The sequence below is a fragment of the Streptomyces sp. Tek67B01 genome (genome assembly GCF_055231995.1).
This window is the reverse complement of record NZ_JBUYUY010000001.1, coordinates 672,732-695,963: the sequence shown is the minus strand read 5'-3', so window position 1 is coordinate 695,963 and position 23,232 is coordinate 672,732. Positions and strand designations below refer to the sequence as shown.

Genomic DNA, 23,232 nt, shown 5'->3' with positions numbered 1-23,232 from the left:
TGACCCGCGCACGCCCACCGCACGCCCCGCGCCCGAATGGCGTACGGGGCGTGCGGCGCGTCGGCGTGGCCGCGCGTGCGGCCCGCTTCCTGCCGGTCTAATGAGGCCCGGCAGGACGGAGTCCCATGCACGAGATGTCGATCGCCATGGCCGTGGTCAACCAGGTCGAAGAGGCGGCCGGGGCCGCCGGCGCGAGTGAGGTGACCGAGGTCCGGCTCCAGGTCGGGGAACTGGCCGGAGTCGTACCCGACGCACTCGCCTTCTGCTTCGAGCTGGCCTGCGCCGGGACGGTCCTGGAAGGCGCCGCGCTCACCACCGAATCCGTACCGGGCCGCGCTCGGTGCCGTTCGTGTCCGGGGGACTGGCCCGTCGGCATGCCGCCCGCCCTGTGCTGTCCCGGCTGCGGCACCGCAACGGACGTCGAACTGCTCTCCGGCCGCGAGCTGCAGATCCTCAGTGTCACCTGGGAAGACGATCAGGCACGCGAACCGGGCCCCGCCCACCGATCTGTGAGGAGCGCTGAACCATGTGCCGAGTGGTCGACCTGAAACAGGCGGTACTGGCCAAGAACGAGGCGGCCGCGCAAACCCTGCGCGTCGAACTCACCGCACGCGGCACGACCGTGGTCAACCTACTGTCCAGCCCGGGCAGCGGGAAGACGGCCCTGCTGGAAGCCGAACTCGACCTCGCCCGCCGGCGCGGCGTGCCCGTCGCGGCCCTCACCGCGGACCTCGCGACCGAGAACGACGCGCTGCGCCTGGGTCGTTCGGGCGTTCCCGTCAAGCAGGTCCTCACCGACGGACTCTGTCACCTGGAAGCGGCGATGCTGAGCCGGCACCTGGACGGGTGGCTGCCCGAGGACACCCGGCTGCTGTTCGTGGAGAACGTGGGCAACCTGGTGTGCCCGGCCTCCTACGACCTCGGGGAGTCGCTGCGGGTCGCCCTCGCCTCCGTCACCGAGGGCGAGGACAAGCCGTTGAAGTACCCGACCGCCTTCGGGCTCGCGCAACTGGTGGTGGTCACCAAGACCGACATCGCCGAGGCCGTCGAGTTCGACGAGGCCGCCTTCCGTGCCAACGTCCGGCAGGTCAACCCCGGTGTGGAGGTGGTGCTCACCTCCGCCCGCACGGGCGCGGGCGTCGGCACCCTGCTGGAACGGGCGCTCTCCGTCGCGGACGGCCGCCCCGCGCACACGCCGGTGATGGCGGCCGGGAGCCACTCCCACCACGACCACGGCCACGACGCCCACCACGACCACGCGCACCCTCCCGTGGTGCGGACGCGCTGATGGACGCCGTCGAACGCCGCCGGGTCACGGTGCGGGGCGTGGTCCAGGGCGTGGGCTTTCGCCCGTACGTCTACGGTCGGGCCACCGCGCTCGGCCTGGCCGGCCACGTCACCAACACCCCGGAGGGCGTGGTCGCGGAGGTCGAGGGCGCCCGGGCGGCGGTCACCGAGTTCTGCGAACGGCTCGCGACGGACGCCCCGCCCCTCGCGCTCGTCGACACAGTCGACCACTGCGAGGTCCCCCTCGCGGGCGGCGCGGGTTTCACCATCATCGCCTCCAGGAGCGGCGGCCCCGCCCGTACGCTGGTCTCCCCGGACGTCGCCACCTGCGCCGACTGCCTCGCCGAGCTGGCCGACCCCGCCGACCGCCGCCACCGCCACCCCTTCATCACCTGCACCCACTGCGGCCCGCGCTTCACCATCGTCACCGGACTGCCCTACGACCGGGCCCACACCACCATGGCGCCCTTCCCCATGTGCCCCGACTGCGCCCGCGAGTACGCCGATCCCGCCGACCGCCGTTTCCACGCCCAGCCCGTCGCCTGTCTCGCCTGCGGGCCCCGCCTGCGACTGGTGGCCGGAACACCGCCGCGGGAGGTGCCGGACGTGGACCCGGTGGCGGAGGCCCGCCGGCTGCTGGCCCGGGGAGCGGTCCTCGCGGTCAAGGGCCTCGGCGGCTACCACCTCGCCTGCGACGCCTCCAACGAGGAAGCCGTGGCCACCCTGCGCCGCCGCAAGGCCCGGGGGAAGAAGCCGTTCGCCCTCATGGCCCGCGACCCCGACGACCTCGCGGCCCTCGTCGTGATCGGCCCCGAGGAGCGCGCCCTGCTCACCGGAGGCGTCCGCCCCATCGTGCTGCTGCGCCGCCGTGCCGCCGGCCCGGGCGACCCGGCGGTGGCCGAAGGCGTCGCCCCGGGCAGCCCCGACCTCGGGGTGATGCTCCCGTACACGCCCGTGCACCACCTGCTGCTCGGCCTGCCCGGTGACCTTCCGGGCCCCCGGCTCCTCGTCATGACCAGCGGCAACCTGGCGGGCGAACCGATCGTCACCGACGACGCCGAAGCCCTGGAGCGACTGGGCCCGCTCGCCGACGCCTGGCTCACCCACGACCGCCCCGTACACGTACCCTGCGACGACTCCGTGGTGCGCGTCTGCGACGGCCAACCGCTCGTCCTGCGGCGCTCCCGCGGCTACGCGCCACTGCCCCTCACGCTCCCCGTGACCGTCCCGGCGACGCTGGCCGTCGGAGGGGACCTCAAGAACACCTTCTGCCTCGGGGAAGGGCGCCGGGCCTGGCCGTCCGCCCATGTCGGGGACATGGACGACCTCGCCACGCAGTACGCCTTCGAGCGCGCCGTCGGGCAGTTGGAGAGCATCACCGGGGTCGTCCCCGCCCTGCTCGCCGCCGACCGGCACCCCGGCTACCGCTCGGGACGATGGGCGGCGCGCAACGCCGGCTCCCGACCGCTGCTCCGCGTCCAGCACCACCACGCGCACATCGCCTCCGCGATGGCCGAACACGGCCTGACCGGCGAGCGACAGGTCATCGGCGTCGCGTTCGACGGCACCGGTTACGGCGACGACGGCGCGGTATGGGGCGGCGAGTTCCTCCTCGCGGACTATGCGGAGAACACCCGCTTCGCACACCTGGCCTACGTCCCGCTGCCCGGCGGTGACGCCGCCGTACGGCGCCCGTACCGCATGGCCCTCTCCCACCTGCGCGCGGCGGGCATCGACTGGACGCCCGACCTGCCGTGCGTCGAGGTTTGCCCTGCGGACGAACTACGGCTGTTGCGCGTCCAGTTGGATCGCGACCTGAATTGCGCGCCCACCTCCAGCATGGGGCGGCTCTTCGACGCCGTCTCCTCGCTGGCGGGCATCTGCCACCACGCGGGCTACGAGGCCCAGGCCGCGATCGAGCTGGAGTCCGCGGCGCTGGACGCTCCCGGGGCGGGGCCCGTGTACGCCTTCACCCTGAGACCGGCGCGAGGCGACGCGGCGGACGCGCCGCTCGTCGCCGACCCGGCCCCCGTCCTGCGGGCCGTCGTGGCCGACCTGCGGGCGGGCGCCGGACCGTCCACGATCGCGGCGCGCTTCCACGGCGCGGTCGCCTCGCTCGTCACCACCGTCTGCGCGGCGGCGCGCGAGCGACACGGCTCGGACACCGTCGCCCTCACCGGCGGGGTCTTCGGCAACAGCCTGCTGGCCTCGGCCTGCGCCACCGGGCTGCGCGAGAGCGGCTTCACCGTACTGCGCCACCGCCTGGTCCCGCCGAACGACGGGGGTCTGGCGCTCGGCCAGCTCATGGTGGCGGCGGCGCGCGGTGACACCACGGACGCCGCCGGCCACACCACGGAACACCCACAGCGAGGAGAAGTCCATGTGCCTGGCGGTACCCGGCAGAGTGCTTGAGATCGCGGAGGAGAACGGCACCCGAATGGCCACCGTCGACTTCGGAGGCGTGGTCAAGGAGGTGTGCCTGGAGTACCTGCCGGATCTCCGGGTGGGCGAGTACGCGATCGTCCACGTCGGATTCGCCCTCCAGCGCCTGGACGAGGAATCCGCCCGCCAGACGCTGGAGCTCTTCACCCAACTCGGAATGCTCCAGGAGGAGTTCGGCGACCCCTGGGAGCAGGCGGCGCAGGCGGGCGGTGCTGTCTGGCCCTTCGAGGAGGCCGCCCCGACCGACCAAGGCGGCCGGACCGAGCAAGAGGCCCAGGCCGAGGGAGACGGCCGGACCGAGGGAGACGGCCGGACCGAGGGGCCGGCCGCAGGGCACGTACCGCAGGAGGCACGGCAGTGAAGTACATCGAAGAGTTCCAGGACCCCGACCTCGCCCGCCGGCTCTTGGACGACATCCACGCCACGGTCACCCGGCCGTGGGCTTTGATGGAGGTCTGCGGTGGCCAGACGCACACCATCATCCGACACGGCATCGACCAACTGTTGCCGGAGCAGGTGGAGTTGATCCACGGCCCGGGCTGTCCGGTGTGCGTCACGCCGCTGGAGGTGATCGACAAGGCGCTGGAGATCGCCTCCCGCCCCGGCGTGATCTTCTGCTCCTTCGGCGACATGCTCCGCGTGCCGGGAACGGGCCGCGACCTGTTCCAGGTGCGCGGCGAGGGCGGTGACGTCAGGGTCGTCTACTCCCCCCTGGACGCGCTCAAGATCGCGCGGCAGAACCCGGGGCGCGAGGTCGTCTTCTTCGGGATCGGCTTCGAGACCACCGCGCCGCCGAACGCGATGACGGTGTACCAGGCGAAGAGGCTCGGCATCCCCAACTTCAGCCTGCTGGTCTCCCACGTCCGGGTACCCCCGGCGATCGAGGCGATCATGCGCTCGCCGAGCTGCCGGGTCCAGGGTTTCCTCGCCGCCGGTCACGTGTGCAGCGTGATGGGCATGGGGGAGTACCCCGAATTGGCGGCCCGTCACCGGGTGCCGATCGTGGTGACCGGCTTCGAACCGCTGGACATCCTGGAGGGCGTGCGCCGCGCGGTCCGGCAGTTGGAGCGCGGGGAGCACACCGTCGACAACGCCTACGCGCGCGCCGTCCGCCCGGAGGGGAACCCCGCGGCGCTCGCCATGCTGGAGGACGTCTTCGAGGTCACCGACCGGGCGTGGCGCGGTATCGGCGTCATCCCCGACAGCGGCTGGCGACTGTCCGAGCGCTACCGGGAGTTCGACGCCGAGCACCGTTTCTCGGTGACCGGCATCACCACCAGTGAGCCCGCCGAGTGCCGCAGCGGCGAGGTTCTCCAAGGCCTCATCAAACCGAACGAGTGCGAGGCCTTCGGCACCACCTGTACGCCGCGCACCCCGCTCGGGGCCACCATGGTCTCCAGCGAGGGCGCCTGCGCCGCGTACTACCTCTACCGGCGCCTCGAACTCACCCCGGCCCGTACGGGGCCGCCCGCGCCGGCGGACCCGCGCGAGAGCGCCGCACCGATGGAGGCGAGCCCCGTTGCCTGAGACCACACAGCCCGGGACCACACTGCCCACGCAGTCCGGGACCACGCTGGACGTCACGGGGTGGACCTGCCCGGCCCCGCTGCGGGACCGCCCCCGCGTGGTGATGGGCCACGGCGGCGGCGGGGCGCTCTCCGCCGAACTGGTCGAGCACCTCTTCGCGCCCGCCTTCGGCGGCGAGACGCTGGCGCAGCTCGGCGACTCCGCCGTGCTCTCGCTGGGCGGTGTCCGGCTGGCCTTCTCCACCGACTCCTACGTGGTGCGGCCGCTGTTCTTCCCCGGCGGCAGCATCGGCGATCTCGCGGTCAACGGCACGGTCAACGACCTGGCGATGAGCGGCGCCCGGGCCGCCTACCTCTCCTGCGGCTTCATCCTCGAAGAGGGCGTGGAGATGTCCGTGGTGGCCAAGGTGGCCGAGACCCTGGGCGCCGCGGCACGCGCGGCGGGGGTGGAGGTGGCGACCGGCGACACGAAGGTGGTCGAAGCCGGGCACGGCGACGGCGTCTACGTCAACACCGCCGGGATCGGGCTGATCCCGGACGGCGTGGACCTGCGCCCGCAGCGCGTCGTCCCCGGCGACGTCGTGATCGTCAGCGGTGAGATCGGACTGCACGGCGTGGCCATCATGAGCGTGCGCGAGGGCCTGGAGTTCGGCGTGGACGTCCAGAGCGACTGCGCCGCGCTCGGCGGCCTCGTTGACGCCATGCTCGCGGTCACCCCGGACCTGCACGTCCTGCGGGACCCGACCCGCGGCGGTCTGGCGGCCGCCCTGAACGAGATCGCCGCCGCCTCGGGGGCGGGCGTCGTCATCCGTGAGGGCGCGGTCCCGATCCCTGACCCGGTGGCCAACGCGTGCGCCATCCTCGGCCTCGACCCCCTGTACGTGGCCAACGAGGGAAAGCTGGTCGCGTTCGTACCGCGGGAACACGCCGAGGCGGTGCTCGAAGCGATGCGCGCCCACCCCCTGGGCCGTCGCGCGGCGGTGATCGGCGAGGCGGTGGAGGCCCATCCGGGCCTGGTCGTGGCCCGCACGGGCCTGGGCGGCACCCGCGTGGTGGACCTGCCGATCGGGGAGCAGCTGCCGCGCATCTGCTGAGCCGCAGGGACCTGACGAGCGGCCCCCGCGCGGCGGGGCCGCTCGTCCGCGTACCGGCACGGTCCGTCAACGCGCCGTCCAGCCGCCGTCGATGACCAGGGAGGTGCCGGTGATGGAGCCCGAGTGCGGGCCGCACAGCACGAGGGCCGCCGAGGCCACCTCTTCCGGCTCGATGAGCCGTGCGACCGGGGACCGGGCGAGGAGCACCTCGTTCAGCACGTCGTCGGGGCTGACCCCGTGGGCCAGCGCCTGGTCCCGGATCTGGCCCTCCACCAGGGGGGTGCGGACGTACCCCGGGCTCACGCAGTTGCTGGTGACGCCGTACGGGGCGCCCTCCAGGGCGGCGACCTTGCTCAGCCCCTCCAGGGCGTGCTTCGCGGCCACGTACGCCGACTTGTAGGGGCTGGCGCGCAGACCGTGCACGCTGGAGATGTTCACCACCCGGCCCCAGCCGCCCGCGTACATGTGCGGCAGTACGTGACGCAGGAGCAGGAACGGCGCGGTGACCATCACCTGCTGGATGAGGGCGAACCGCTCGGGGGCGAACTCGGTGATCGGGGCGACGTGCTGGAGTCCCGCGCTGTTGACCAGCACGTCCACCTCGCGGGGCAGCGCTCCGATGGCCGCCGCGTCCGCCAGGTCGGCGGTGTGCGCCCGGCCGCCGATCGCCGCCGCGACGGTCTTCGCGGCCTCCTCGGCGATGTCCACCACGTGTACGGTCGCGCCGGCCGCGGCCAAGGCGTGGGCGCAGGCCCGGCCGATGCCGCTGCCGCCACCGGTCACCAGTGCCACCCGCCCGCCGAGATCGGCGGCGCAGGGGGTGGGAAGTGTGCTCGTCATGACCGCACACAGTAGGCGCGGCGCCGGGCGGCGCCCATGGGTGACGCCCACACAGCCGTCCGGACCGCTGTGGCGCGCACCGCCATCCGTGGCGGGGGATCCGGACGCGTGTCCGAGGCTGCGCCGGTCGGGCTCATCCGTTCGCGGGAAAGCCGCCCCAGGGGTAAAGCCGGGACCCGGTCGCGGACGAAGAAGGAGTGCGGACCCGAACCGGGCCGTGCGACGCGCTTGTCGCGGGTCGCTGGATGCGTCTGAAGGAGACACCTCGTGTCGCGTGTTCTGAAGAGTGTCGCGATGGCCCTGGCTGCCGGTGCCCTGGTCGTCGGCGGAGCCTCGGCGGCGTCGGCCGACGCCAATGCGGAGGGCGTCGCCGTCGGTTCGCCGGGCGTGCTCTCCGGCAACGTCGTCCAGGTTCCGATCCACATCCCGATCAACCTCTGCGGCAACTCGGTCAGCGTCATCGGCGCGCTGAACCCGGCGGGCGGCACCGTCTGCGTCAACGACTGACCCGTCGTTCCGTCGTGCCCCACGGGCCCGTCAACTGCCGCTCCGGCGGCGGGTGGCGGGCCCCGCGCATGCCCGGGACCCGGTTGACAGGCTCGGGTCCACACTCCATGATTCCACTAATCACTTAATGGATTCATGGAGAGGGGGAGGCGTGGGGGAAGCGACCGTTCCCGTTCCCGCCGACACCCGGTGGGCGCTCGAAGCGCGTGGGCTGGGGAAGAAGTACCGCCGGGGGTGGGCGCTGCGCGACTGCACCTTCCGGATCCCCGCCGGCCGTGTCTGTGCCCTCGTGGGCCCCAACGGCGCGGGAAAGAGCACACTGCTGAGCCTGGCGACCCGGCTCACCGAACCGTCGGCAGGTGAACTGAGGATCTTCGGCGGCCCGGCCGGCGAGCCCGCCGCGATGCCACGCTGGGCCTACCTCGCGCAGGACAAGCCGCTGTTCAAGAGGCTCACGGTGGCGCAGACACTGCGCATGGGCGAGGAGCTCAACCCCGGCTGGGACCGGGGGGTCGCCGAACGGATCGTGCGGGCCGGGAGGCTCCGGCCGGACAGCCGCGTCGCCGAGCTGTCGGGAGGCCAGCGCACGCGGGTCGCCTTCGCGCTCGCTTTCGGCAAGCGTCCCGAACTGCTCCTGCTGGACGAACCCATGGCCGACCTCGACCCGGTGGCCCGGGACGAGATGGGCGCGCTGCTGATGTCCGAGGCCGCCGAACACGGCACGACCGTGCTGATGTCCTCGCACCTCCTCGGCGAGCTGGAGCAGATGTGCGACTTCCTGCTCGTCCTCGACGGCGGACGCGTCCGCATGGCCGGTGAAACCGAGGAACTCGTACCCATGCACACCCTGGTCACCGGGGTGACCACCCCCGACGGAGCGCTTCCGGACGCCCTGGCCGCCCACACCGTCATCGAAACGCGCACGGCCGGCCGTCAGTTCACCGCCCTCGTGCTGCGCCAAGGACCGTTGAACGAGGAGTGGCAGCTCACCGAGCCCGGTATGGAGGACGTACTCCTCGCCTACCTCCGCTCGCCCGACGCCCCCGCGCTGATCGCCCCGACGGCGGCGCCCGCACATCGAGAGGAGCACGCGGCATGACGACGCTCACCCACTCCGAGGCCGACCCGTACACCGACACCCGGCGCCGGGGGCCGCGCGGACTGCTCTGGCTGATGGTGCGCGTGCACCGCATCGCCCTGCTCGCCTGTCTGGCCGTGACCGTCCTCGCCGCCGCCTGGATCGTGTACCAGCGCGGCGCGATGCTCGACACGCTGCACGCGGCCGGCTGGCCCGGGAAATCCGCCGACACCCTGGACGGTGAAGTGGCCAACCGGCTCACCAACCGCTTCGGCTCCTACGCGAACACCCTGGCCTTCCTGCCCGCGATGCTGGGGGTGGTCCTGGGCGCCTCGCTCATCGCCTCCGACCTGGAGCACGGCACCGCGCGCCTGGTCACCACCCAGTCCGTGTCCCGGGACCGTTGGCTGATGGCGAAGCTCGGCTTCGCCCTGACCGTCGTCACCGTCACGACCGTGCCCCTGAGCCTGCTCTTCGGCTGGTGGCGGGACGCCCTCGGGCCGTTCGCCGGCGCCGACTGGCTGCACGACCCCACCTTCGACGCCGGCGGACCGGTACTGCCGGCGACCGCCCTCTTCACCACCTCGCTGGGCCTCGCCATCGGGGCACTGACCCGGCGCGTGGTGAGCGCGATGGTGCTGACCTTCATCACCTCCTGGGTCGCCCTGACCATGGCCGACGTGTGCAAGAACAGGTTGGCCACGCCGCGCCGGATCTCCTTCCCGCTCGGCGCCGACCAGCCGCCCGCACTCGACCACGTCGTGCAGGTCGACCAGTGGGTGGGCACCGCGTCCGGGAAGCTCTACGGATGGGGCACCTGCGTCTCGGACGCGTCCCCCCAGGCCTGCCGGGCACGGCTCGGCATCGTCAACTCGGTCTGGGACTACTTCGGCGACGACCAGCGGCTCGGTATGCAGTGGACCGCCGCCGGGGTGTTGCTGGCGGCGAGCGCCGTCCTCGTCACCCTGTTCCTCGCGCGGCTCCGCCGGGCCCCGCTCACGTCATAGAGTGACAGGCCACCACACGACGACGAAGGAGGCGGGCACATGGTCGTATTCCACATCGAACGGCGCGGCGGGCTGCCCGCCTACCTGCAGATCGTCCGGCAGGTGGAACGGGCACTGCGCATGGGCGCATTGGTCGAGGGCGACAAGCTGCCCACGGCCGCGCAGGTCGCCGCGGCCACCAAGGTCAACCCCAACACCACGCTCAAGGCCTACCGGGAACTGGAACGCGCCGGCCTCGTCGAAGTCCGTCAGGGCGCCGGGACGTTCGTCACCCACGTCCCGCGACCGGCCGGCACGAAGGCGGACCCGGCCCTGCGCGGCGGGCTCGCGGCATGGATGCGGGACGCGCGCGAGAAGGGCCTCGGAGCGTCCGAGGTGGTCGCCCTGTTCGAGACCGTCCTCCCCGAGGTGTTCCCCGAGGGTGCCGGTGCCCCGCGCAGCGCGGAGCCGCTCGTGTGAGGGTGGCGCCGCCCACCCCTCGTCCTCAACCGGGGCGCGCGGGTTTTGGTTTGGCGGACCATCCTCAATACGATCCGGCGATGATCACAAGAAAATGGGTGGCGGCCGGGGCCTGTGGCCTGCTGGCCACACTGGCCGTCGGGCTCCTCCCGGCGACCGCCTCTGCCGGTGAACCCGTATCCAAGGAACCCCCCAAGGTCGAACTGGTACTGGACGTCAGCGGTTCCATGCGGGCCACCGACATCGACGGCCAGTCCCGGATGTCCGCCGCGAAGCAGGCGTTCAACGAGGTGCTCGACGCCGTACCCGACGAAGTACGGCTCGGCATACGGACCCTGGGCGCCACCTACCCCGGTGACGACCGGAACGTCGGCTGCAAGGACACCAAGGCGCTCTACCCCGTCGGACCGCTCAACCGGACCGAGGCCAAGACGGCGGTGGCCACCCTCGCCCCCACCGGCTGGACACCCATCGGGCCGGCCCTGCTGGGCGCCGCCGACGACCTCAAGGGCGGTGACGCCACCCGTCGGATCGTACTCATCACGGACGGCGAGGACACCTGCGCCCCGCTCGACCCGTGCGAGGTGGCCCGGGACATCGCCGCCCAGGGCATCCACCTGACCATCGACACGCTCGGACTCGTCCCGGACGCCAAGACGCGGGACCAGCTCGTCTGCATCGCCGAGGCCACCGGCGGCACCTACACCTCCGTGCAGCACAAGCAGGAACTCTCCGGCCGCGTACGGCAACTCGTCGACCGGGCGGCGGCTCCCGTCGTCACCCCGGTCGCCGCCCAGGGCGCCAAGGAGTGCCGCGACGCGCCGAAGTTGGGCGCGGGGCTCTACAGCGACCGCGAGACCTTCGGCGAGCACCGCTGGTACAAGGTCGACGTCAAGCCCGGCCAGGAGCTCCGCGCTTCGGTGAGTCTCGCCGCCGACCGGGCCGTCAACAACGACTACGGCGTGATGTTGCGCGCCTCGACCGCGCACGGCCGGGAGATCGTCCGCGGCTCCGAGGCCGGCGACGGACGAACCGACCTGATCTCCACCGGCCTGCGCTACCCGAAGCCGGTCCTCGACGACGCCGACGGGAACGCCGAAACGGCCCCCGAGACCGTCTGCCTCCAGGTCAGCAATTCCTTCTCGGCGCCGGCGTCGGTCAAGACGACGCCGGGCATGCCGCTGGAGCTGACGATCGACCTGGTGGACGGCCCCGACCGGGCGTCCGACGTGGCGGCCTTCGGTCTCGGCCGGGGCTGGTGGCTGCTCGGTGTGCTGGTCCTCACCGGCCTCGTCGTCGGTCTGGTCTGGGGCTGGATCTCCCGCTGGCGTATCTCGGTCTGGAGGACCAACTGATGCGTACCGTACGCGTACTGACCGCCGCCCTGTTGACCGGCGTCGGCCTGCTCGGCCCGGCGGGCGCCGCCCTGGCCGACGGCCCTTCGCCGAAACCGAGCGGTTCCGCGGCCGGACCGACCGAGGCCGGCACCGCCTTCCGTACCGCCACGCCGATCAAGCTCGGCCAGGACGCGACCGCCGACGCCTCCACGGGTGACTACCTCTACTGGTCGTTCCCGCTCGACGCGGGGCAGCGGAGCACGGTGCGGGCCAAGGTGGAGCTTCCGCCGTCCGCCTCCCGGCACGCCGCCTCGACCTGGCGGATCGACGTCTACGACGGACTGCGCCGCCGCCGGCCCTGCATGTACGGGGTCCAGGCGGCGCCGGCGCCCAAGGAGAGCACCACACTGGAGCTGTCCTGCACGCTCAGCCCGGTCCGTACCGGCGCCGACACGTGGTCCGACGACCCGCTTCCGGGCACCTACTACCTGCGCCTGACGGTCGTGGACCTCGCGCAGGAGGACCTCGGTCAGCCCGTACGGGCGCAGGTCCGGGCGGACGCGAGGGACCTGGGCGGCGCCTACGCGGTGGACGGCGCCGTAGCCGCCCCGCTGGTCCCGGGCATCGCCGCGACCCGGCAGACCGGGGCCGCGGCCGTCGCCGGCACCGAACCGGAGGACGGCTGGGCCGGCGGTTGGTGGTCCGATCGCTGGATCTGGACCGCGGCCGGGGGACTCCTCGGCGGCCTCGCCGGGATCGCCGGATACCGTCTCACCCGCGGATCGGGCCGCCCCTCGCCCCGCGGCTGACGCGAAGGGGCCGCCGCGGCGCAGCGCCGCGACGGCCCCTTCTTCCCCTTCTCGGCCTTCTTCGCCCGCCGCCCTTGCCTTCGGGCACGCGGCGCCGCCCGGCGCGCGGTGTACTGGAGGTGTACCGGTAGCCGCCGCCTGCGAGGAGGGCCCACCCATGACCACCGCAGAGACCGCCCGTGACGCCGTCCGCCGCATCCTGGGCGAGGAGGCGCATGCCGATGTGACCACCTTCCCGGCGGGGAACCTGGCCATCAGGGTGACGAGCGGCGAGCACACCGCCACCATCGACGGCGACGACTCCTCCGGGTGGGGATGGACCGTCGACCCCGGTACGGACGACGGGTTCACCGGCCACGAGCTGATCGCACCGACCCTCGACGAGGCTCTGGGCGGGGTGCGCGAGACCATCGGCGGCTGAGCCGGCCGCGCGGGGCGGCGCCCGGCCCGAGCGACGTCCCACGCTCGGTCATCGGCTGACATGCGGTAGGACTCCTTCCGGTCGTGGAGACCGATCATGCGCGAGCCGGACGGAAGGCGGACCTGCCGCCGTGGCGGAAAGCGAGTGCCGGGCTGCGCCGCGATGGACAGGTGCGTCGGGCCGGGCGTTGTGGTGCTCCGAGGCCCCTCGGGCGCGTTTCTGATGATCATTTCCAGAGCCCGCCCCGCGCCTTCGTATCCAAGGGCTATGGGCGATCACACCGAAGGAACGTCTGTTAGTGTGCCCGCTCCTGGATGTTCATCCACCGATCCGTCTCCCCTCGAACGCTTCGCGCTCCGAGGGCGTTGCGAGGTGTCTTGTACGTGTACAGCACTCCGTTCTCCCCCGCCGAGGCCCGCTCCGCACGCGAACGCGTGGGCCTGACGACCGCCCAGGTGGCGCAGTCGATGGCGGCTTGCGGCACCCCCGTCCACCCCGAACTGGTCGCCGCCTGGGAGCTGGGCTCCTACGCGCCGACCGACCAGCAGCTCTTCGCGCTCGCCAACGCGCTGTGGTGCGACACCACGACCCTGATGGGGGTCGCGCCGCGCACCCTCGCCGAGTACCGCCTCGCCCGCCAACTCACCGTGGAACGGCTGGCCTACCGCATAGGCATGGACCCCGACGAGTACCGCGCGGCGGAAGCCGGTCGGCAGTGGCAGGGGGACACCTGGCAGACCCGAGCGCTGGTGGAAGCGCTGGGCCTGTCTCTGCGCGCCCTCACCGGCATCATGGGCCGGGTCGAGGAACTGGCCGGCCTCCTGCGCACGGCCGTCGAAGGACGCTGGAAGGCGTACGTGGGACCGGTGGCGGAGATCGTCGTGGTCGACGCGACGAGCGTGGGCGACGCGTTGCGCACGATGAACGCCGAGTTCTCGGACTTCGCCGAGCGCTACATGGGACACCTCGTGGCCCGCAACGACGACACCCGACTCAAGGAGATCGCCGCCGAGCGGTCCGCGTACCTGCGCCGACTCGTGGACCACTTCTGGGAGTTGATCGGCGAGGCGGGCGAGGCGTCACCGTTGCCCCTCGACCGCTGAGCGGCCCACACGGCCGGCGCGGGGCGCGGGCGCGGGACGGACCCATGGGTCCACCCCGGCCCGGCGCCCTCGGTCGCACGGGCTCAGCCGGCGCCGGCGGCGTAACGCGGTTCGACGACGCCGTCGTCCTCGATGTCGTCCCAGTCGATCTCCATCGTCGAGCGGCTGGTGAAGACGTTGAACAGCAGGTTCAGGGAGATCGCCGACAACGCCCCCAGGGTGATGCCGCTGTCCAGCACGGCCCGGACGTTGTCCGGCATCCGATCGAAGAACGGCGCCACCGTGGTCGGCAACAGCGCCGCGCCCAGACTGACCGCCAGGATCAGGGCGTTGCGCTCCTCGCGCAGGTCGACCTTCCCCAGGATCTGGATGCCGACGGCGGCCACCATGCCGAACATGGACAGCGCGGCCCCGCCGAGCACGGGGTTGGGGATCGAGGCGACCAGGCTGCCCGCCTTGGGCAGCGATCCCAGCAGGACCATGAACACCCCGGCCGCGACGACCACGTACCGGCTCATCACCTTGGACATCCGGACCAGGCCGATGTTCTCGGCGAAGGCCACGTACGGGAACGAGTTGAGGATTCCGCCCAGCACCGTCGCGGCGCCGTCGGCCCGCAGCGCCCTGGCCACCGTGTCGGTGTCGACCCGCTTGCGGGTGATCTCACCGATGGCGTACACGTCCCCGGTGGTCTCCACCATGGTGATCAGCATGACGACGAGCATGGCGATCATCGGCAGCGGTTCGAACCGGGGCATGCCGTAGTGGAACGGGGTGGTGACCCCGAACCAGTCGGCGTCGCCCACCGCCGAGAAGTCGGCGTCCCCGAACAGCCAGGCCATGGCGGTGCCGCCGATCAGGCCCAGCAGTACCGCGACGCTGCTGAGGAACGGCCTGCCGACGCGGGCCATGGCCAGGATGAACAGCAGGGTGCCCAGGGCGTACGCGAGGTTCCTCGGCTCGCCGTAGGCGGGGGTGCCGATCAGCCGCGAACCGCCGGCCGCGTCCTGGAGGGCCACCGGGATGAGGGTGATGCCGATGATCGTGAGGATCGTGCCGATGACGACGGGCGGGAAGTACGGCACCAGCTTGCTGAACACGGGCGCGAACAGGAAGGTCGCGATGCCTGCCGTGATCACCGCGCCGTACACGACGAGCAGGCCGGCGGTGCCGCCGCCCGCTCCGAGGCCGATGGCGATCATGGGGGAGACGGCGGTGAAGGTGACGCCCTGGACCAGCGGCAGCCGGGCGCCTATCTTCCAGACGCCGAGCGCCTGGATGATCGAGGCGATGCCACAGGTGAGCAGGTCCGCGTTGATGAGGTGGACGAGTTCGGCGCGCGAGAGTCCGAGGGCGCTGCCGAGGAGGATGGGAACGATGACGGCCGCCGCGTAGAACGCGAGGACGTGCTGGAAGCCGTACAGGGCGAGTTGAGGGAACGGCAGCAACTCGTCGACGGGATGCGTCTGCTGGTGCCGGGAGGACTGTCGGGTGACTCGTGCCATCTCTGCCTTGCCTTCGCGAGGTAGGTGAATGAGAAGTCCGCCGCCCTCCAGCCCCTGGGGATGACGGGGCGAGGGCAGGTCGGCTCGTACCGAGCCGACGCCGGGCGGTGTTGCCGACACCACGTCGCTCTGTACTGGGATATGGGCCCTGGATTGGCAGGACGCCTTTCGATCGGCGCGCGAAGGCGCAGTTCTCCTTGGAATCCGAAGGAGGGTTCGACCGAGGGCGCTCACCATAGCCACATGTGGGCTTTCCTCGCGAGTAACCTACGGCCGTCCGCGAGGGCCGTGCCGGCGGGCGGCGCCCCGGGCCGGCCCCGGCCCGGTCAGGCGCGGGGGTCCGGTGGGGCCTCGACGTGGTCGGCGACGGCGACGAGCAGTACCCGCGTGCCCTGTTCCACCGCGCGCCAGCGATGGCGGACACCGCCCGTCAAGTACAGGGTGTCGCCAGGGCCCAGGCGGTGGGTGCGGCCGTCCGCCTCGACCTCCACCGTGCCGTCGGCGACGTACATGAGCTCGTCGTTGCGGTGCTCGAACGCCCGGTCCGCGTCGTGGTCCCCGGTGAACTCCAGGGCGTGCATCTGGTGGTGGCCGCGCACCAGCGGACGCACGCGGGTTGCCGGGTCCAGGCCGGGATCGGCGTCGGCGCGCACGATGTCCACCCGGCGCGGACTCTCGGCGGCGGCCATCAGCCGGACCGCCGTCGTCCCCAGCGCGTCCGCGACGAGTTGGAGCGAGCGCATGCTCGGCCGGGCCCGGTCGTTCTCGATCTGACTGAGGAACGGGGAGGAGAGGCCGGTCGCGGCGGCCACCTCGGCCAGGGTCAGGTCGAGGCTCCTGCGCCGCCGGCGGATGCCCGCCCCGAGCCGTGGGGCGGAGGCTTCGTCTGTCACGTGGCTCCTCGGGTCCGGTCCGCTCTGCGGATCATCTTCTCGCAGTCCGCGCCGGCCTTCGCACCGCCGTCACAGTGCCGCAATACTTCACCACTACCTTCTAACCCAGTTGGTGTGATCAAAGAAAGTTTCACAGGAGGACCGCATGTCCGCAGTCGACCAGAACTTCCGCCGTCGCCGGGGGACCGGCCTCATCGCCTTCGACCCCGAGGCCTCCGAAGGCGGCTACACCCTCTTCGCCCCACTCACCGGCAGCGGCGAGGTGTACCTGATCGACCCGCTCGGCACGGTCGTCCACCAATGGAACCTCCCCTACCGCCCCGGACGGCACGCCCGCGTCCTGGCCAACGGGAACCTCGCCTACAGCGGCGTGCTCCCCGGCGAGCCGGCCCTCTTCCCCATGTGGCACAAGTACCGCGGCGGCGTGATGCTCGAAGCCGCCCCCGACGGCACGATCCTGCGCGAGTACCGCGACCCGCTCCAGCACCACGACGCCCACCACCTCGGCGACGGCCGGCTCCTGTACACCGCGCTCGAACCGTTGCGCGGCGCCGACGCGGAGGCCGTTCGCGGCGGCGTACCCGGCTCCGAGACGGGCGCCACAGTATGGGCCGACACCATCCGGGAGGTCGACGCGGACGGCGCCGTGACCTGGACCTGGAGCGCCGCCGAACACCTCGACCGCGAGGAGTACGCACTCCACCCCGCGTACTCGCGCGAGCACTGGCCCCTCGTCAACAGCGTCGTACCGCTCGCCGACGGCAATGTCCTGGCGAGCTTGCGCAGCGTGTCCGCGGTCGTCGTCATCAGCCGCGAGACCGGCGACATCCTGTGGCGCACCGAGCCCGGCGTGGTCTCCCAGCAGCACGCGCCGACCGAACTGGCCGACGGGAACGTGCTCGTCTTCGACAACGGCGTCTTCCGCCCCCACGCGGACGTTCCGTACTCGCGCGTCATCGAGATCGAGCGCTCCTCGGGCAAGGTCGTCTGGGAGTACCACGACCCGGCGCGCGAGGCGTTCTTCGCCCCGTTCATGGGCAGCGCGCAGCGCCTCCCCGGCGGCAACACGCTCGTCACCGACTCACCGTCCGGCAGGCTCTTCGAAGTGACCCCCGAGGGCTACCTCTGCTGGGAGTACGTCGTCCCGTACTTCGGCGGCTACCGCGAATCCGAGGTGCGCGGGCTGTTCCCCTCCGAGCCCAACGCCGTCTTCCGCGCCTACCGTTACTCCGCGAGCGAGCTGCCGTGGCTGAACGTGGAGAGCACGTCGTGAGCGCCCCGGACACCCTGGACTCCAGGCCGAAGGAGCCGGTACGGCCCGTGGACGAGCGGCTTCCGCTGCGCCGGCTGGTGCCGTTGTCAGCGCAGCACGTCCTGGCGATGATCGCCGCCCCCGTCTCCACCACCTTCCTGACGGGCCAGGCCCTCGGGCTCGACGCGGCCCGCACCGCGTCCCTGCTCAGCGCCACCCTGCTGCTGTGCGGGGCGGGCGCGCTGCTCCAGTCGCTGGGGCCGTGGCGGATCGGCGCCCGGCTGCCGTTCGTGATGCTGCCCGGCGGCGCGGCCACCGCCCTCTTCCTCCAGATCGCCAAGGACCACGGTCCTGCAACCGCCACCGGCTCCGTCCTGATCGCGGCGGCCCTGCTGCTGGCCGTACTCCCGTTCTACGCGAGGATCGTGCGGCTCTTCCCACCGCTCGTCATGGGCACCACGGTGCTCCTGATCGGCATCGCGATGATCCGGGTCGCCGCCCAGCTGATCACCGGTGGGCGCGGCGCCCCGGGCTACGCCGAACCGTCGTCGGTGATCCTTGCGGCCGCCACCATCGGCTGCACCGTGGTGCTGCTCCTGGTGCTGCGCGGGGTCTGGCGGCAGACGGCGGTGCTGCTCGGCATGGGCGCGGGCGCACTGATCGCGCTGACCACGGGACTGGGGAGCTTCGCGCCGGCCGGCGGGGGGAGCCTCGGCGCTCCGGCGCTCCCGCGCCTCCTCCCCTACGGGGCGCCCCACTTCGACGTGCTCGCCGCGCTGCCGCTGCTCGTGTTCAGTCTCACGACCCTCGCCGAAGTCACCGGACAGACCGCCTTGAACAGCCGGACGGTGGGCCGGGAGGCCGAACTCGGACGCGACGTGCCGCGCGTCGCCAGGGCCGATGCGCTGGTCTCGGTCTTCGGCGCCCTGTTCGGTACCTCCCTGCTGGTCACCAGCGCGGAGAACATCGGCATCGGCCGTCTGACGGGCGTGCGCAGCCGGTTCGTCACGGCGGGAGCGGGCGTACTGCTGGTCCTGGTGGGCCTGGTCGCGCCCCTGTCCCGGCTGTTGGCGGCGATCCCGCCGCCGGTGGTCGGCGGGTCCGCCCTCGTGATCTACGGGATCATCGCGGTCATGGGCGTCACCATGCTGGGGCGGGCGCTACCGGCCGCGGCCGAGCCGGCCTCGGGTGAGGGCCCCTACGCGACCGTCGCGGCGTTGGCCCTGACGGCCGGCCTGCTTCCGGTGGTCGCACCCGACCTCTACCAGGGGTTTCCCGGCTGGGCCCGGACGGTCCTCGGCAGCGGGGTCGTGGCCGGCACGCTCGCCGCGGTGCTGCTCCACGCGCTCTTCGGCCGGTTCGACCAGACACGGCCCTCCCGGGCCCCGGCCTCGTAGGCGCTGCCGACGGGCGCGCCGACGGGCTCGCGGGCGGGGAACAGGCGCGGGCGGGGAAGGCCAAGGCCTCCGACGGGGTGAAGGGGCGGAACGGGGGCCTTCCACAGATACTGAGGAGCGTGAGGCGTACCCGAACGGCGTTGCTCAGCGTTGCCGGAATCGTCGCCGCGATCCTCCCCACCGGCATCACCTACCCGGCGGCCGCAGCGAGCGCGCCGCAGTCCTGCGTCGGCTCGCCGGAGTCCGCGGGCGATCAGGCGGCCCGGATCAGGGCCACCGTCCGGCAGGCCTCCCACGACCTGCACCTGAACTCGGTGATCTTCAAGGTGGTCTCCGGTGGCAAGGACGTCGTCACCGGGGCCGTGGGGGAGTCCATGACGGGCGTCCCCGCCGACCCCGCCATGCACTTCCGCTCGGGCTCCGTCGCCATCGAGTACATGACGACGGTGCTGCTGCAACTCGTCGACGAAGGCAAAGTGGGTCTGGACGACCCGGTCTCGCGCTGGCTGCCCACGCTGCCGCACGCGTCCGAGATCACCCTGCGCATGCTCGGCAGCTCCACCTCCGGACTCCACGACTACGTCACCGACAAGAAGTTCCTCGCCGAACTCGAGGCGGCGCCCTTCCGACACTGGACCTTCTCCGACACGGTCGACATCGCCACGGCCCATCCCCTCTGGTACAAGCCGGGCACGAATTGGAGCTACTCCCACGCCAACTTCCAGATCCTGGGCGCCGTACTGGAGAAGATCACCGGCACGCGCCTGGACCGGCTGCTGAGCGAACGGGTCACGACCCCGCTCGGACTGCGAGGGACGCACAACTCCTTCACCCCCGACATCCCGGCCCCCGCGCTCCACGCCTTCACCTCCGAACGCGGCGTCTACGAGGAGTCCAGCTACTGGAACCCGTCCTGGACGACCGCCGCCGGGGCAGTGCTCACCAGTGACATCTGTGACCTCGCCCGCACCGCCGGCGCCATCGGCAGCGGTGAACTGCTCTCCCCGCAGGGCTTCAAGACGCAGCTCGACCCCGGCACCGTCGGCCTGGGGGGCAAGACCGACACCTGCCCCGCGGACGTCTGCCTGAAGAACACCGCCGCCAAACACTTCGGGTTCGGCGTCCTCGTCGTCGACGACTGGATCATCCAGAACCCGTCGTTCAGCGGCTATGCGGCCGTCCAGGCCTACCTTCCGGCGCAGCGGCTGACCATCGCCATCAGCACGACGCAGGGCCCCGGGGCCACCGAAGGCAACCCGGGCCAGACGGTCGCCTCGCGCCTCGCTCAGATCCTCGCCCCTAACCACCCGCTAACCACCCGCTGACCACGCGTTGAACGCGCGTCGCGCGCGTGCCCCCGGACGGCCGCGCCCGTCCGGCGTGGCCGCATGGCGGAGTGGCGGCGCGGCGCGATGGACGGGCCCGGCGGACCTCCCCGGCGGTACCCGGTGCTGGTGGCCGCGATCGCCCTCGTCGGGAGCGGATGGGCCGAGCCAACACAGCCGGGCCGCGAGCCGCTCGGCGTGACCGGCAGGGCCCTGATCCGGGCGGCGGTGATCGTCACGGTCGTCACGGCCGTGCGCCGTACGGTGTGGCGGGGCCGGCCGTGGGTCTCGGGCCGTCCCCGCTTCGACGGCCCGGGCACCGCCGGCGGGCCCGGCCGCTCGTGGTCCTGGGCCGGCGGTTGCCTCCGGGGAGATCAGGGCGGGGCGGTGGAGCGCAGCGCCTGACCGGCCGACCACAGGACCGAGACCAGCGGAACCGCGACCACCGCCCCCACCACCCCGGCGGCGATCGCGCCCGCGACCACCGACAGCGCCACGATCACCGGGTGCAGACGCACGGCCCAGCTCATTACCAGGGGGTGCAGCAGGTGCCCCTCGATCTGGCCGATCACCACGATCAGTGCGACCACCACCCCTGCGATCAGCGGCCCCCGGGTGGCCAGCGCGATGATGGCGGCGACCGCGAGGGCGACGGGCGAGCCGATGAGCGGGACGAACGCGGCGACGAACTCCAGCAGGGCGAGCGGCACCGCGAGCGGCACGCGCAGGGCGAGCAGGGCGACGCCGACGAGGATGGCGTTGGTGCCGGCGACCAGCACGATGCCACGGGTGTAGCCGGTGAAGGTCCGCCAGGACGCACGGCCGACGACGGCGACCCGGTGGCGCGCGCGGACCGGGAGCTGGTCGCAGAACCACCGCCAGTGCCGGTCGCCGGAGTGGATGAAGAAGACCGAGCAGAACAAGGCGAGCGCGGCGATCGTGAGGACCTCCACGAGCCGGCCCGCCCCGCTGACGGCGGTGTTGAGGATGTCCGACCGGTGGGTGGAGAGGTACTCGCCGATCTTGGCTTGCGCATCGCTCAGCGCGTGCGCGTTCAGCCGCAGTGGCGGGCGCTCCAGCCACGGCTGGATCCGGGTAAGGCCGTCCCTGAACTCGGTCACCAGCGTGTCCCATTCACCGGCCACGGTCTCCCCGACGAACGCCAGTACGCCCAGGACGAGGACGATGGTGCCGATCAGGGCGCCGGCGACGGCGAGCGGTCGCGGAACGCGCCGGGCCAGCAGATCGGCGAGCGGTCGGAGCAGCGCCGTCACGACCAGCCCCAGGAAGACCGCCACGGCCACCTCGTGGAACCGCCCCAGCACGACGAAGACTCCGTAGGCGAAGCCCGCCAGGATCAGGACGCGCCAGGCGTACCCCGCCACCGTGACCAGCGTCGGTGCCACCGCCGCCGGACCGGCGGCCGGGTGAGCGCCGCGGGCCTTGCGGGCGGCGCTGCGGATACGGGCGCGCGTGTCGTCCGTATCAGGGCGCGCCGGGCGCGCTGCGGGTCGCCCGGACATTACGCGCCGTCGTCCGTGCCCTCGTCGGCCGCCGCGGCGGCCACGGCCGCGTTTCGACGGGTGACGACGACGGTCGCCGCCGCCGCGCTGACGGCGAAGGCCAGCAACAGGACGGCCGGCCGGTCCAGCCGGTGACGCGTGAAGTGGTCGAGGGAGAACTCGCCCGGCCCCGCGAGACCGAGGCCGGCCGCGACGAAGCCGAGGAAGGCCGGGTACTCGAAACCGCCACCTTGGGCGAAGAACCCCGCGGGGGCATGCACGGAGACGGCCCCCGCCATCGCGCCGGCCGCCGCGGCGCCCGCCGCGGGCGTGGCCAGCCCCAGCATGAGCAGCGCACCGCCGCCGGCCTCACCGAGCCCGGCGGCGATGGCGCTGGGGCGCGCCGGGGCGAACCCCATGTGCTCCATCGCCTTGGTGGTGCCTTCGAGGCCACCCCCGCCGAACCACCCGAAGAGCTTCTGGGCGCCGTGGGCGATGAGCACGCCGCCCGTACCGAGGCGCAAGGCCAACAGTCCGAGGTCCTTGCGATGGCTGAACGGCATGGGCCGGACCTTTCCCTGGGCAGGAGACCGAAACAAGACCTGACCGCCAGCCTCACCCGGTCCCGCCCCCCGCGCGCGCCACCGCAGCCGAATGGCTCAGCCGCTCAACCGCTCAGCCGCTCAGCCGTCCGGTTGTCCCGGCCACTGCCGGCCGTTCGGGTACCCGGTTGTTCAGTTGTTCTGTGCGGCGTCCGCGTCCGCCTGGGCGGCCGCGTTGTCTGCGGCGTCCAGCGTGTCCTGCATCTCCTTGACCTTGGCGTCGTCGGACACCGACGTGGGGGCCTTGGGCTGGGCGGTCGCGCCCGGTCCGCAGCCGGTGAGCAGCAAGGCCGCCCCGGCGGCCAACGCGGCGAGACCGGCGGCGGCGCGCCCGGTCACTTGGACTTCTGCGCGGCGCACCAGGTGCTGACCGCCTTGAGGTCCGTCTGCCGCTTCTGCAGCGTGGGCAGCAGGTTCTTGCGGGCGGTCAACCGGTCGTTGAGGTAGGTGTAGATCTCGGTGTGACCCTCGGTCTTGGCGTTCGCGACGCGCTGCTCCAGCCGGGCGATCGACCCGGAGACCGTGGCGTCACCGTTCAGCCGGGTCACCGCGGCGTTGACGCGGGCCTCGGTCTTGGGCAGACGCTTGCAGACGGCCTTGGAGCCGTCGCCCTTCGGCGCGGACTTCGGGGACGACGACGGCTTCGCGCCGGCGTCGGCCTGCGCGGGAGCGGCGGCGAACAGGGCGCCGGTCAGCGCGACGGCGCCGATCGCGGCGGCGGTCCTACGGCTGTTGAGCATGGTGGTATCCCCTTCGTACGGACTGGGCCGGCTCCGTGAACGGTCCGGCCGTGCAGGACGGTAGGGGGAGTCTTTGTGGTTTTCTTGTGGGTCCGGGAACCGGCCG

24 protein-coding genes and 1 pseudogene are annotated in these 23,232 nt (G+C 72.4%); 18 read left to right on the top strand and 7 right to left on the bottom strand.

What is annotated here, in order from left to right:
• Positions 1-125 precede the first annotated feature (125 nt).
• From ACV7NM_RS03390 to hypE, 6 genes and pseudogenes are all read left to right on the top strand, one after another.
• The gene (locus ACV7NM_RS03390) at positions 126-548 is read left to right on the top strand and encodes a hydrogenase maturation nickel metallochaperone HypA/HybF (protein ID WP_463408819.1); all 423 of its coding nucleotides are present in this window, start codon (positions 126-128) and stop codon (positions 546-548) included.
• Positions 527-1,288 (top strand): hydrogenase nickel incorporation protein HypB, encoded by a 762-nt coding sequence (gene hypB, locus ACV7NM_RS03385; protein WP_463408818.1) that lies wholly within the window; start codon positions 527-529, stop codon positions 1,286-1,288. Before ACV7NM_RS03390 ends, hypB begins: the two co-directional genes overlap by 22 nt.
• A complete protein-coding gene (hypF, locus tag ACV7NM_RS03380; protein WP_463408817.1) occupies positions 1,288-3,699 on the top strand; it encodes a carbamoyltransferase HypF in 2,412 nt (803 codons plus the stop codon). Before hypB ends, hypF begins: the two co-directional genes overlap by 1 nt.
• Positions 3,668-3,952 (top strand): annotated as a pseudogene (locus ACV7NM_RS03375) (HypC/HybG/HupF family hydrogenase formation chaperone); the annotation flags it as partial. The gene hypF and the pseudogene ACV7NM_RS03375, both read left to right, overlap by 32 nt.
• A gap of 134 nt (positions 3,953-4,086) precedes the next feature.
• Positions 4,087-5,256, top strand: a complete 1,170-nt coding sequence (gene hypD / locus ACV7NM_RS03370) for a hydrogenase formation protein HypD (RefSeq protein WP_463408816.1) — start codon at positions 4,087-4,089, stop codon at positions 5,254-5,256.
• A 103-nt stretch (positions 5,257-5,359) separates the two neighbouring features.
• Positions 5,360-6,349 (top strand): hydrogenase expression/formation protein HypE, encoded by a 990-nt coding sequence (gene hypE, locus ACV7NM_RS03365; RefSeq protein WP_463413814.1) that lies wholly within the window; start codon positions 5,360-5,362, stop codon positions 6,347-6,349.
• Positions 6,350-6,415: 66 nt separating this feature from the next.
• On the opposite strand, the gene ACV7NM_RS03360 is transcribed toward hypE, so the two are convergent.
• Positions 6,416-7,189, bottom strand: a complete 774-nt coding sequence (locus ACV7NM_RS03360; RefSeq protein WP_463408815.1) for a 3-hydroxybutyrate dehydrogenase — start codon at positions 7,187-7,189, stop codon at positions 6,416-6,418.
• A gap of 267 nt (positions 7,190-7,456) precedes the next feature.
• Here ACV7NM_RS03360 and ACV7NM_RS03355 point away from each other — a divergent pair, with 267 nt between their 5' ends.
• The 8 genes from ACV7NM_RS03355 (at position 7,457) to ACV7NM_RS03320 (ending at position 13,910) form a co-directional block, all read left to right on the top strand.
• The gene (locus tag ACV7NM_RS03355; protein WP_463408814.1) at positions 7,457-7,696 is read left to right on the top strand and encodes a chaplin; all 240 of its coding nucleotides are present in this window, start codon (positions 7,457-7,459) and stop codon (positions 7,694-7,696) included.
• A 151-nt stretch (positions 7,697-7,847) separates the two neighbouring features.
• Positions 7,848-8,795 carry an ABC transporter ATP-binding protein gene (locus tag ACV7NM_RS03350; protein WP_463408813.1) on the top strand — a complete coding sequence of 316 codons (948 nt, stop codon included), beginning with the start codon at positions 7,848-7,850 and terminating at the stop codon, positions 8,793-8,795.
• Positions 8,792-9,781 carry an ABC transporter permease gene (locus ACV7NM_RS03345; protein WP_463408812.1) on the top strand — a complete coding sequence of 330 codons (990 nt, stop codon included), beginning with the start codon at positions 8,792-8,794 and terminating at the stop codon, positions 9,779-9,781. The genes ACV7NM_RS03350 and ACV7NM_RS03345 overlap by 4 nt, the downstream gene beginning before the upstream one ends.
• A gap of 39 nt (positions 9,782-9,820) precedes the next feature.
• Positions 9,821-10,240, top strand: coding sequence for a GntR family transcriptional regulator (locus ACV7NM_RS03340; RefSeq protein ID WP_463408811.1), 420 nt, complete (start codon positions 9,821-9,823; stop codon positions 10,238-10,240).
• 80 nt (positions 10,241-10,320) lie between these two features.
• Positions 10,321-11,595, top strand: a complete 1,275-nt coding sequence (locus tag ACV7NM_RS03335; RefSeq protein ID WP_463408810.1) for a VWA domain-containing protein — start codon at positions 10,321-10,323, stop codon at positions 11,593-11,595.
• Positions 11,595-12,386, top strand: coding sequence for a hypothetical protein (locus ACV7NM_RS03330; protein WP_463408809.1), 792 nt, complete (start codon positions 11,595-11,597; stop codon positions 12,384-12,386). Before ACV7NM_RS03335 ends, ACV7NM_RS03330 begins: the two co-directional genes overlap by 1 nt.
• Before the next feature lie 157 nt (positions 12,387-12,543).
• On the top strand, positions 12,544-12,807 hold the full coding sequence (locus ACV7NM_RS03325; protein WP_463408808.1) for a hypothetical protein: 264 nt from the start codon (positions 12,544-12,546) through the stop codon (positions 12,805-12,807).
• A 383-nt stretch (positions 12,808-13,190) separates the two neighbouring features.
• A complete protein-coding gene (locus ACV7NM_RS03320) occupies positions 13,191-13,910 on the top strand; it encodes an XRE family transcriptional regulator (protein WP_463408807.1) in 720 nt (239 codons plus the stop codon).
• A gap of 83 nt (positions 13,911-13,993) precedes the next feature.
• Here the strand turns inward: ACV7NM_RS03320 and ACV7NM_RS03315 are convergent, their stop codons facing one another.
• Together ACV7NM_RS03315 and ACV7NM_RS03310 are read right to left on the bottom strand one after the other, a co-directional pair.
• On the bottom strand, positions 13,994-15,415 hold the full coding sequence (locus ACV7NM_RS03315; RefSeq protein ID WP_463408806.1) for a nucleobase:cation symporter-2 family protein: 1,422 nt from the start codon (positions 15,413-15,415) through the stop codon (positions 13,994-13,996).
• A 326-nt stretch (positions 15,416-15,741) separates the two neighbouring features.
• Positions 15,742-16,308 carry a helix-turn-helix domain-containing protein gene (locus ACV7NM_RS03310; protein ID WP_463408805.1) on the bottom strand — a complete coding sequence of 189 codons (567 nt, stop codon included), beginning with the start codon at positions 16,306-16,308 and terminating at the stop codon, positions 15,742-15,744.
• 145 nt (positions 16,309-16,453) lie between these two features.
• Between ACV7NM_RS03310 and ACV7NM_RS03305 the strand changes: the two genes are divergently transcribed.
• From ACV7NM_RS03305 to ACV7NM_RS03290, 4 genes are all read left to right on the top strand, one after another.
• On the top strand, positions 16,454-17,581 hold the full coding sequence (locus ACV7NM_RS03305) for an aryl-sulfate sulfotransferase (RefSeq protein ID WP_463408804.1): 1,128 nt from the start codon (positions 16,454-16,456) through the stop codon (positions 17,579-17,581).
• On the top strand, positions 17,578-18,957 hold the full coding sequence (locus tag ACV7NM_RS03300; RefSeq protein ID WP_463408803.1) for a uracil-xanthine permease family protein: 1,380 nt from the start codon (positions 17,578-17,580) through the stop codon (positions 18,955-18,957). Before ACV7NM_RS03305 ends, ACV7NM_RS03300 begins: the two co-directional genes overlap by 4 nt.
• Before the next feature lie 119 nt (positions 18,958-19,076).
• Positions 19,077-20,282 carry a serine hydrolase domain-containing protein gene (locus ACV7NM_RS03295; RefSeq protein WP_463408802.1) on the top strand — a complete coding sequence of 402 codons (1,206 nt, stop codon included), beginning with the start codon at positions 19,077-19,079 and terminating at the stop codon, positions 20,280-20,282.
• Positions 20,283-20,345: 63 nt separating this feature from the next.
• Positions 20,346-20,687 carry a hypothetical protein gene (locus ACV7NM_RS03290; RefSeq protein ID WP_463408801.1) on the top strand — a complete coding sequence of 114 codons (342 nt, stop codon included), beginning with the start codon at positions 20,346-20,348 and terminating at the stop codon, positions 20,685-20,687.
• Here ACV7NM_RS03290 and ACV7NM_RS03285 read toward each other — a convergent pair.
• From ACV7NM_RS03285 to ACV7NM_RS03270, 4 genes are all read right to left on the bottom strand, one after another.
• Positions 20,657-21,805 (bottom strand): AI-2E family transporter, encoded by a 1,149-nt coding sequence (locus tag ACV7NM_RS03285; RefSeq protein WP_463408800.1) that lies wholly within the window; start codon positions 21,803-21,805, stop codon positions 20,657-20,659. The genes ACV7NM_RS03290 and ACV7NM_RS03285 overlap by 31 nt on opposite strands.
• Positions 21,805-22,347, bottom strand: coding sequence for a DoxX family protein (locus ACV7NM_RS03280; RefSeq protein ID WP_463408799.1), 543 nt, complete (start codon positions 22,345-22,347; stop codon positions 21,805-21,807). Before ACV7NM_RS03280 ends, ACV7NM_RS03285 begins: the two co-directional genes overlap by 1 nt.
• Before the next feature lie 171 nt (positions 22,348-22,518).
• Entirely contained in the window at positions 22,519-22,725 is a 207-nt protein-coding gene (locus ACV7NM_RS03275) for a hypothetical protein (RefSeq protein WP_463408798.1), read from the bottom strand.
• Positions 22,722-23,126: a hypothetical protein gene (locus tag ACV7NM_RS03270; protein ID WP_463408797.1), complete on the bottom strand. Its 405-nt coding sequence runs from the start codon at positions 23,124-23,126 to the stop codon at positions 22,722-22,724. The genes ACV7NM_RS03275 and ACV7NM_RS03270 overlap by 4 nt, the downstream gene beginning before the upstream one ends.
• Positions 23,127-23,232 lie beyond the last annotated feature (106 nt).

Coding starts and splice junctions, on each gene's coding strand:
- ACV7NM_RS03360 (WP_463408815.1), bottom strand. CDS start 7,189: ATGACGAGCACACTTCCCACCCCCTGCGCCGCCGATCTCGGCGGGCGG.
- ACV7NM_RS03305 (WP_463408804.1), top strand. CDS start 16,454: ATGTCCGCAGTCGACCAGAACTTCCGCCGTCGCCGGGGGACCGGCCTC.
- ACV7NM_RS03315 (WP_463408806.1), bottom strand. CDS start 15,415: ATGGCACGAGTCACCCGACAGTCCTCCCGGCACCAGCAGACGCATCCC.
- hypE (WP_463413814.1), top strand. CDS start 5,360: ATGGGCCACGGCGGCGGCGGGGCGCTCTCCGCCGAACTGGTCGAGCAC.
- hypF (WP_463408817.1), top strand. CDS start 1,288: ATGGACGCCGTCGAACGCCGCCGGGTCACGGTGCGGGGCGTGGTCCAG.
- ACV7NM_RS03345 (WP_463408812.1), top strand. CDS start 8,792: ATGACGACGCTCACCCACTCCGAGGCCGACCCGTACACCGACACCCGG.
- hypB (WP_463408818.1), top strand. CDS start 527: ATGTGCCGAGTGGTCGACCTGAAACAGGCGGTACTGGCCAAGAACGAG.
- ACV7NM_RS03285 (WP_463408800.1), bottom strand. CDS start 21,805: ATGTCCGGGCGACCCGCAGCGCGCCCGGCGCGCCCTGATACGGACGAC.
- ACV7NM_RS03270 (WP_463408797.1), bottom strand. CDS start 23,126: ATGCTCAACAGCCGTAGGACCGCCGCCGCGATCGGCGCCGTCGCGCTG.
- ACV7NM_RS03280 (WP_463408799.1), bottom strand. CDS start 22,347: ATGCCGTTCAGCCATCGCAAGGACCTCGGACTGTTGGCCTTGCGCCTC.
- ACV7NM_RS03335 (WP_463408810.1), top strand. CDS start 10,321: ATGATCACAAGAAAATGGGTGGCGGCCGGGGCCTGTGGCCTGCTGGCC.
- ACV7NM_RS03390 (WP_463408819.1), top strand. CDS start 126: ATGCACGAGATGTCGATCGCCATGGCCGTGGTCAACCAGGTCGAAGAG.
- ACV7NM_RS03340 (WP_463408811.1), top strand. CDS start 9,821: ATGGTCGTATTCCACATCGAACGGCGCGGCGGGCTGCCCGCCTACCTG.
- ACV7NM_RS03330 (WP_463408809.1), top strand. CDS start 11,595: ATGCGTACCGTACGCGTACTGACCGCCGCCCTGTTGACCGGCGTCGGC.
- ACV7NM_RS03290 (WP_463408801.1), top strand. CDS start 20,346: ATGGCGGAGTGGCGGCGCGGCGCGATGGACGGGCCCGGCGGACCTCCC.
- ACV7NM_RS03325 (WP_463408808.1), top strand. CDS start 12,544: ATGACCACCGCAGAGACCGCCCGTGACGCCGTCCGCCGCATCCTGGGC.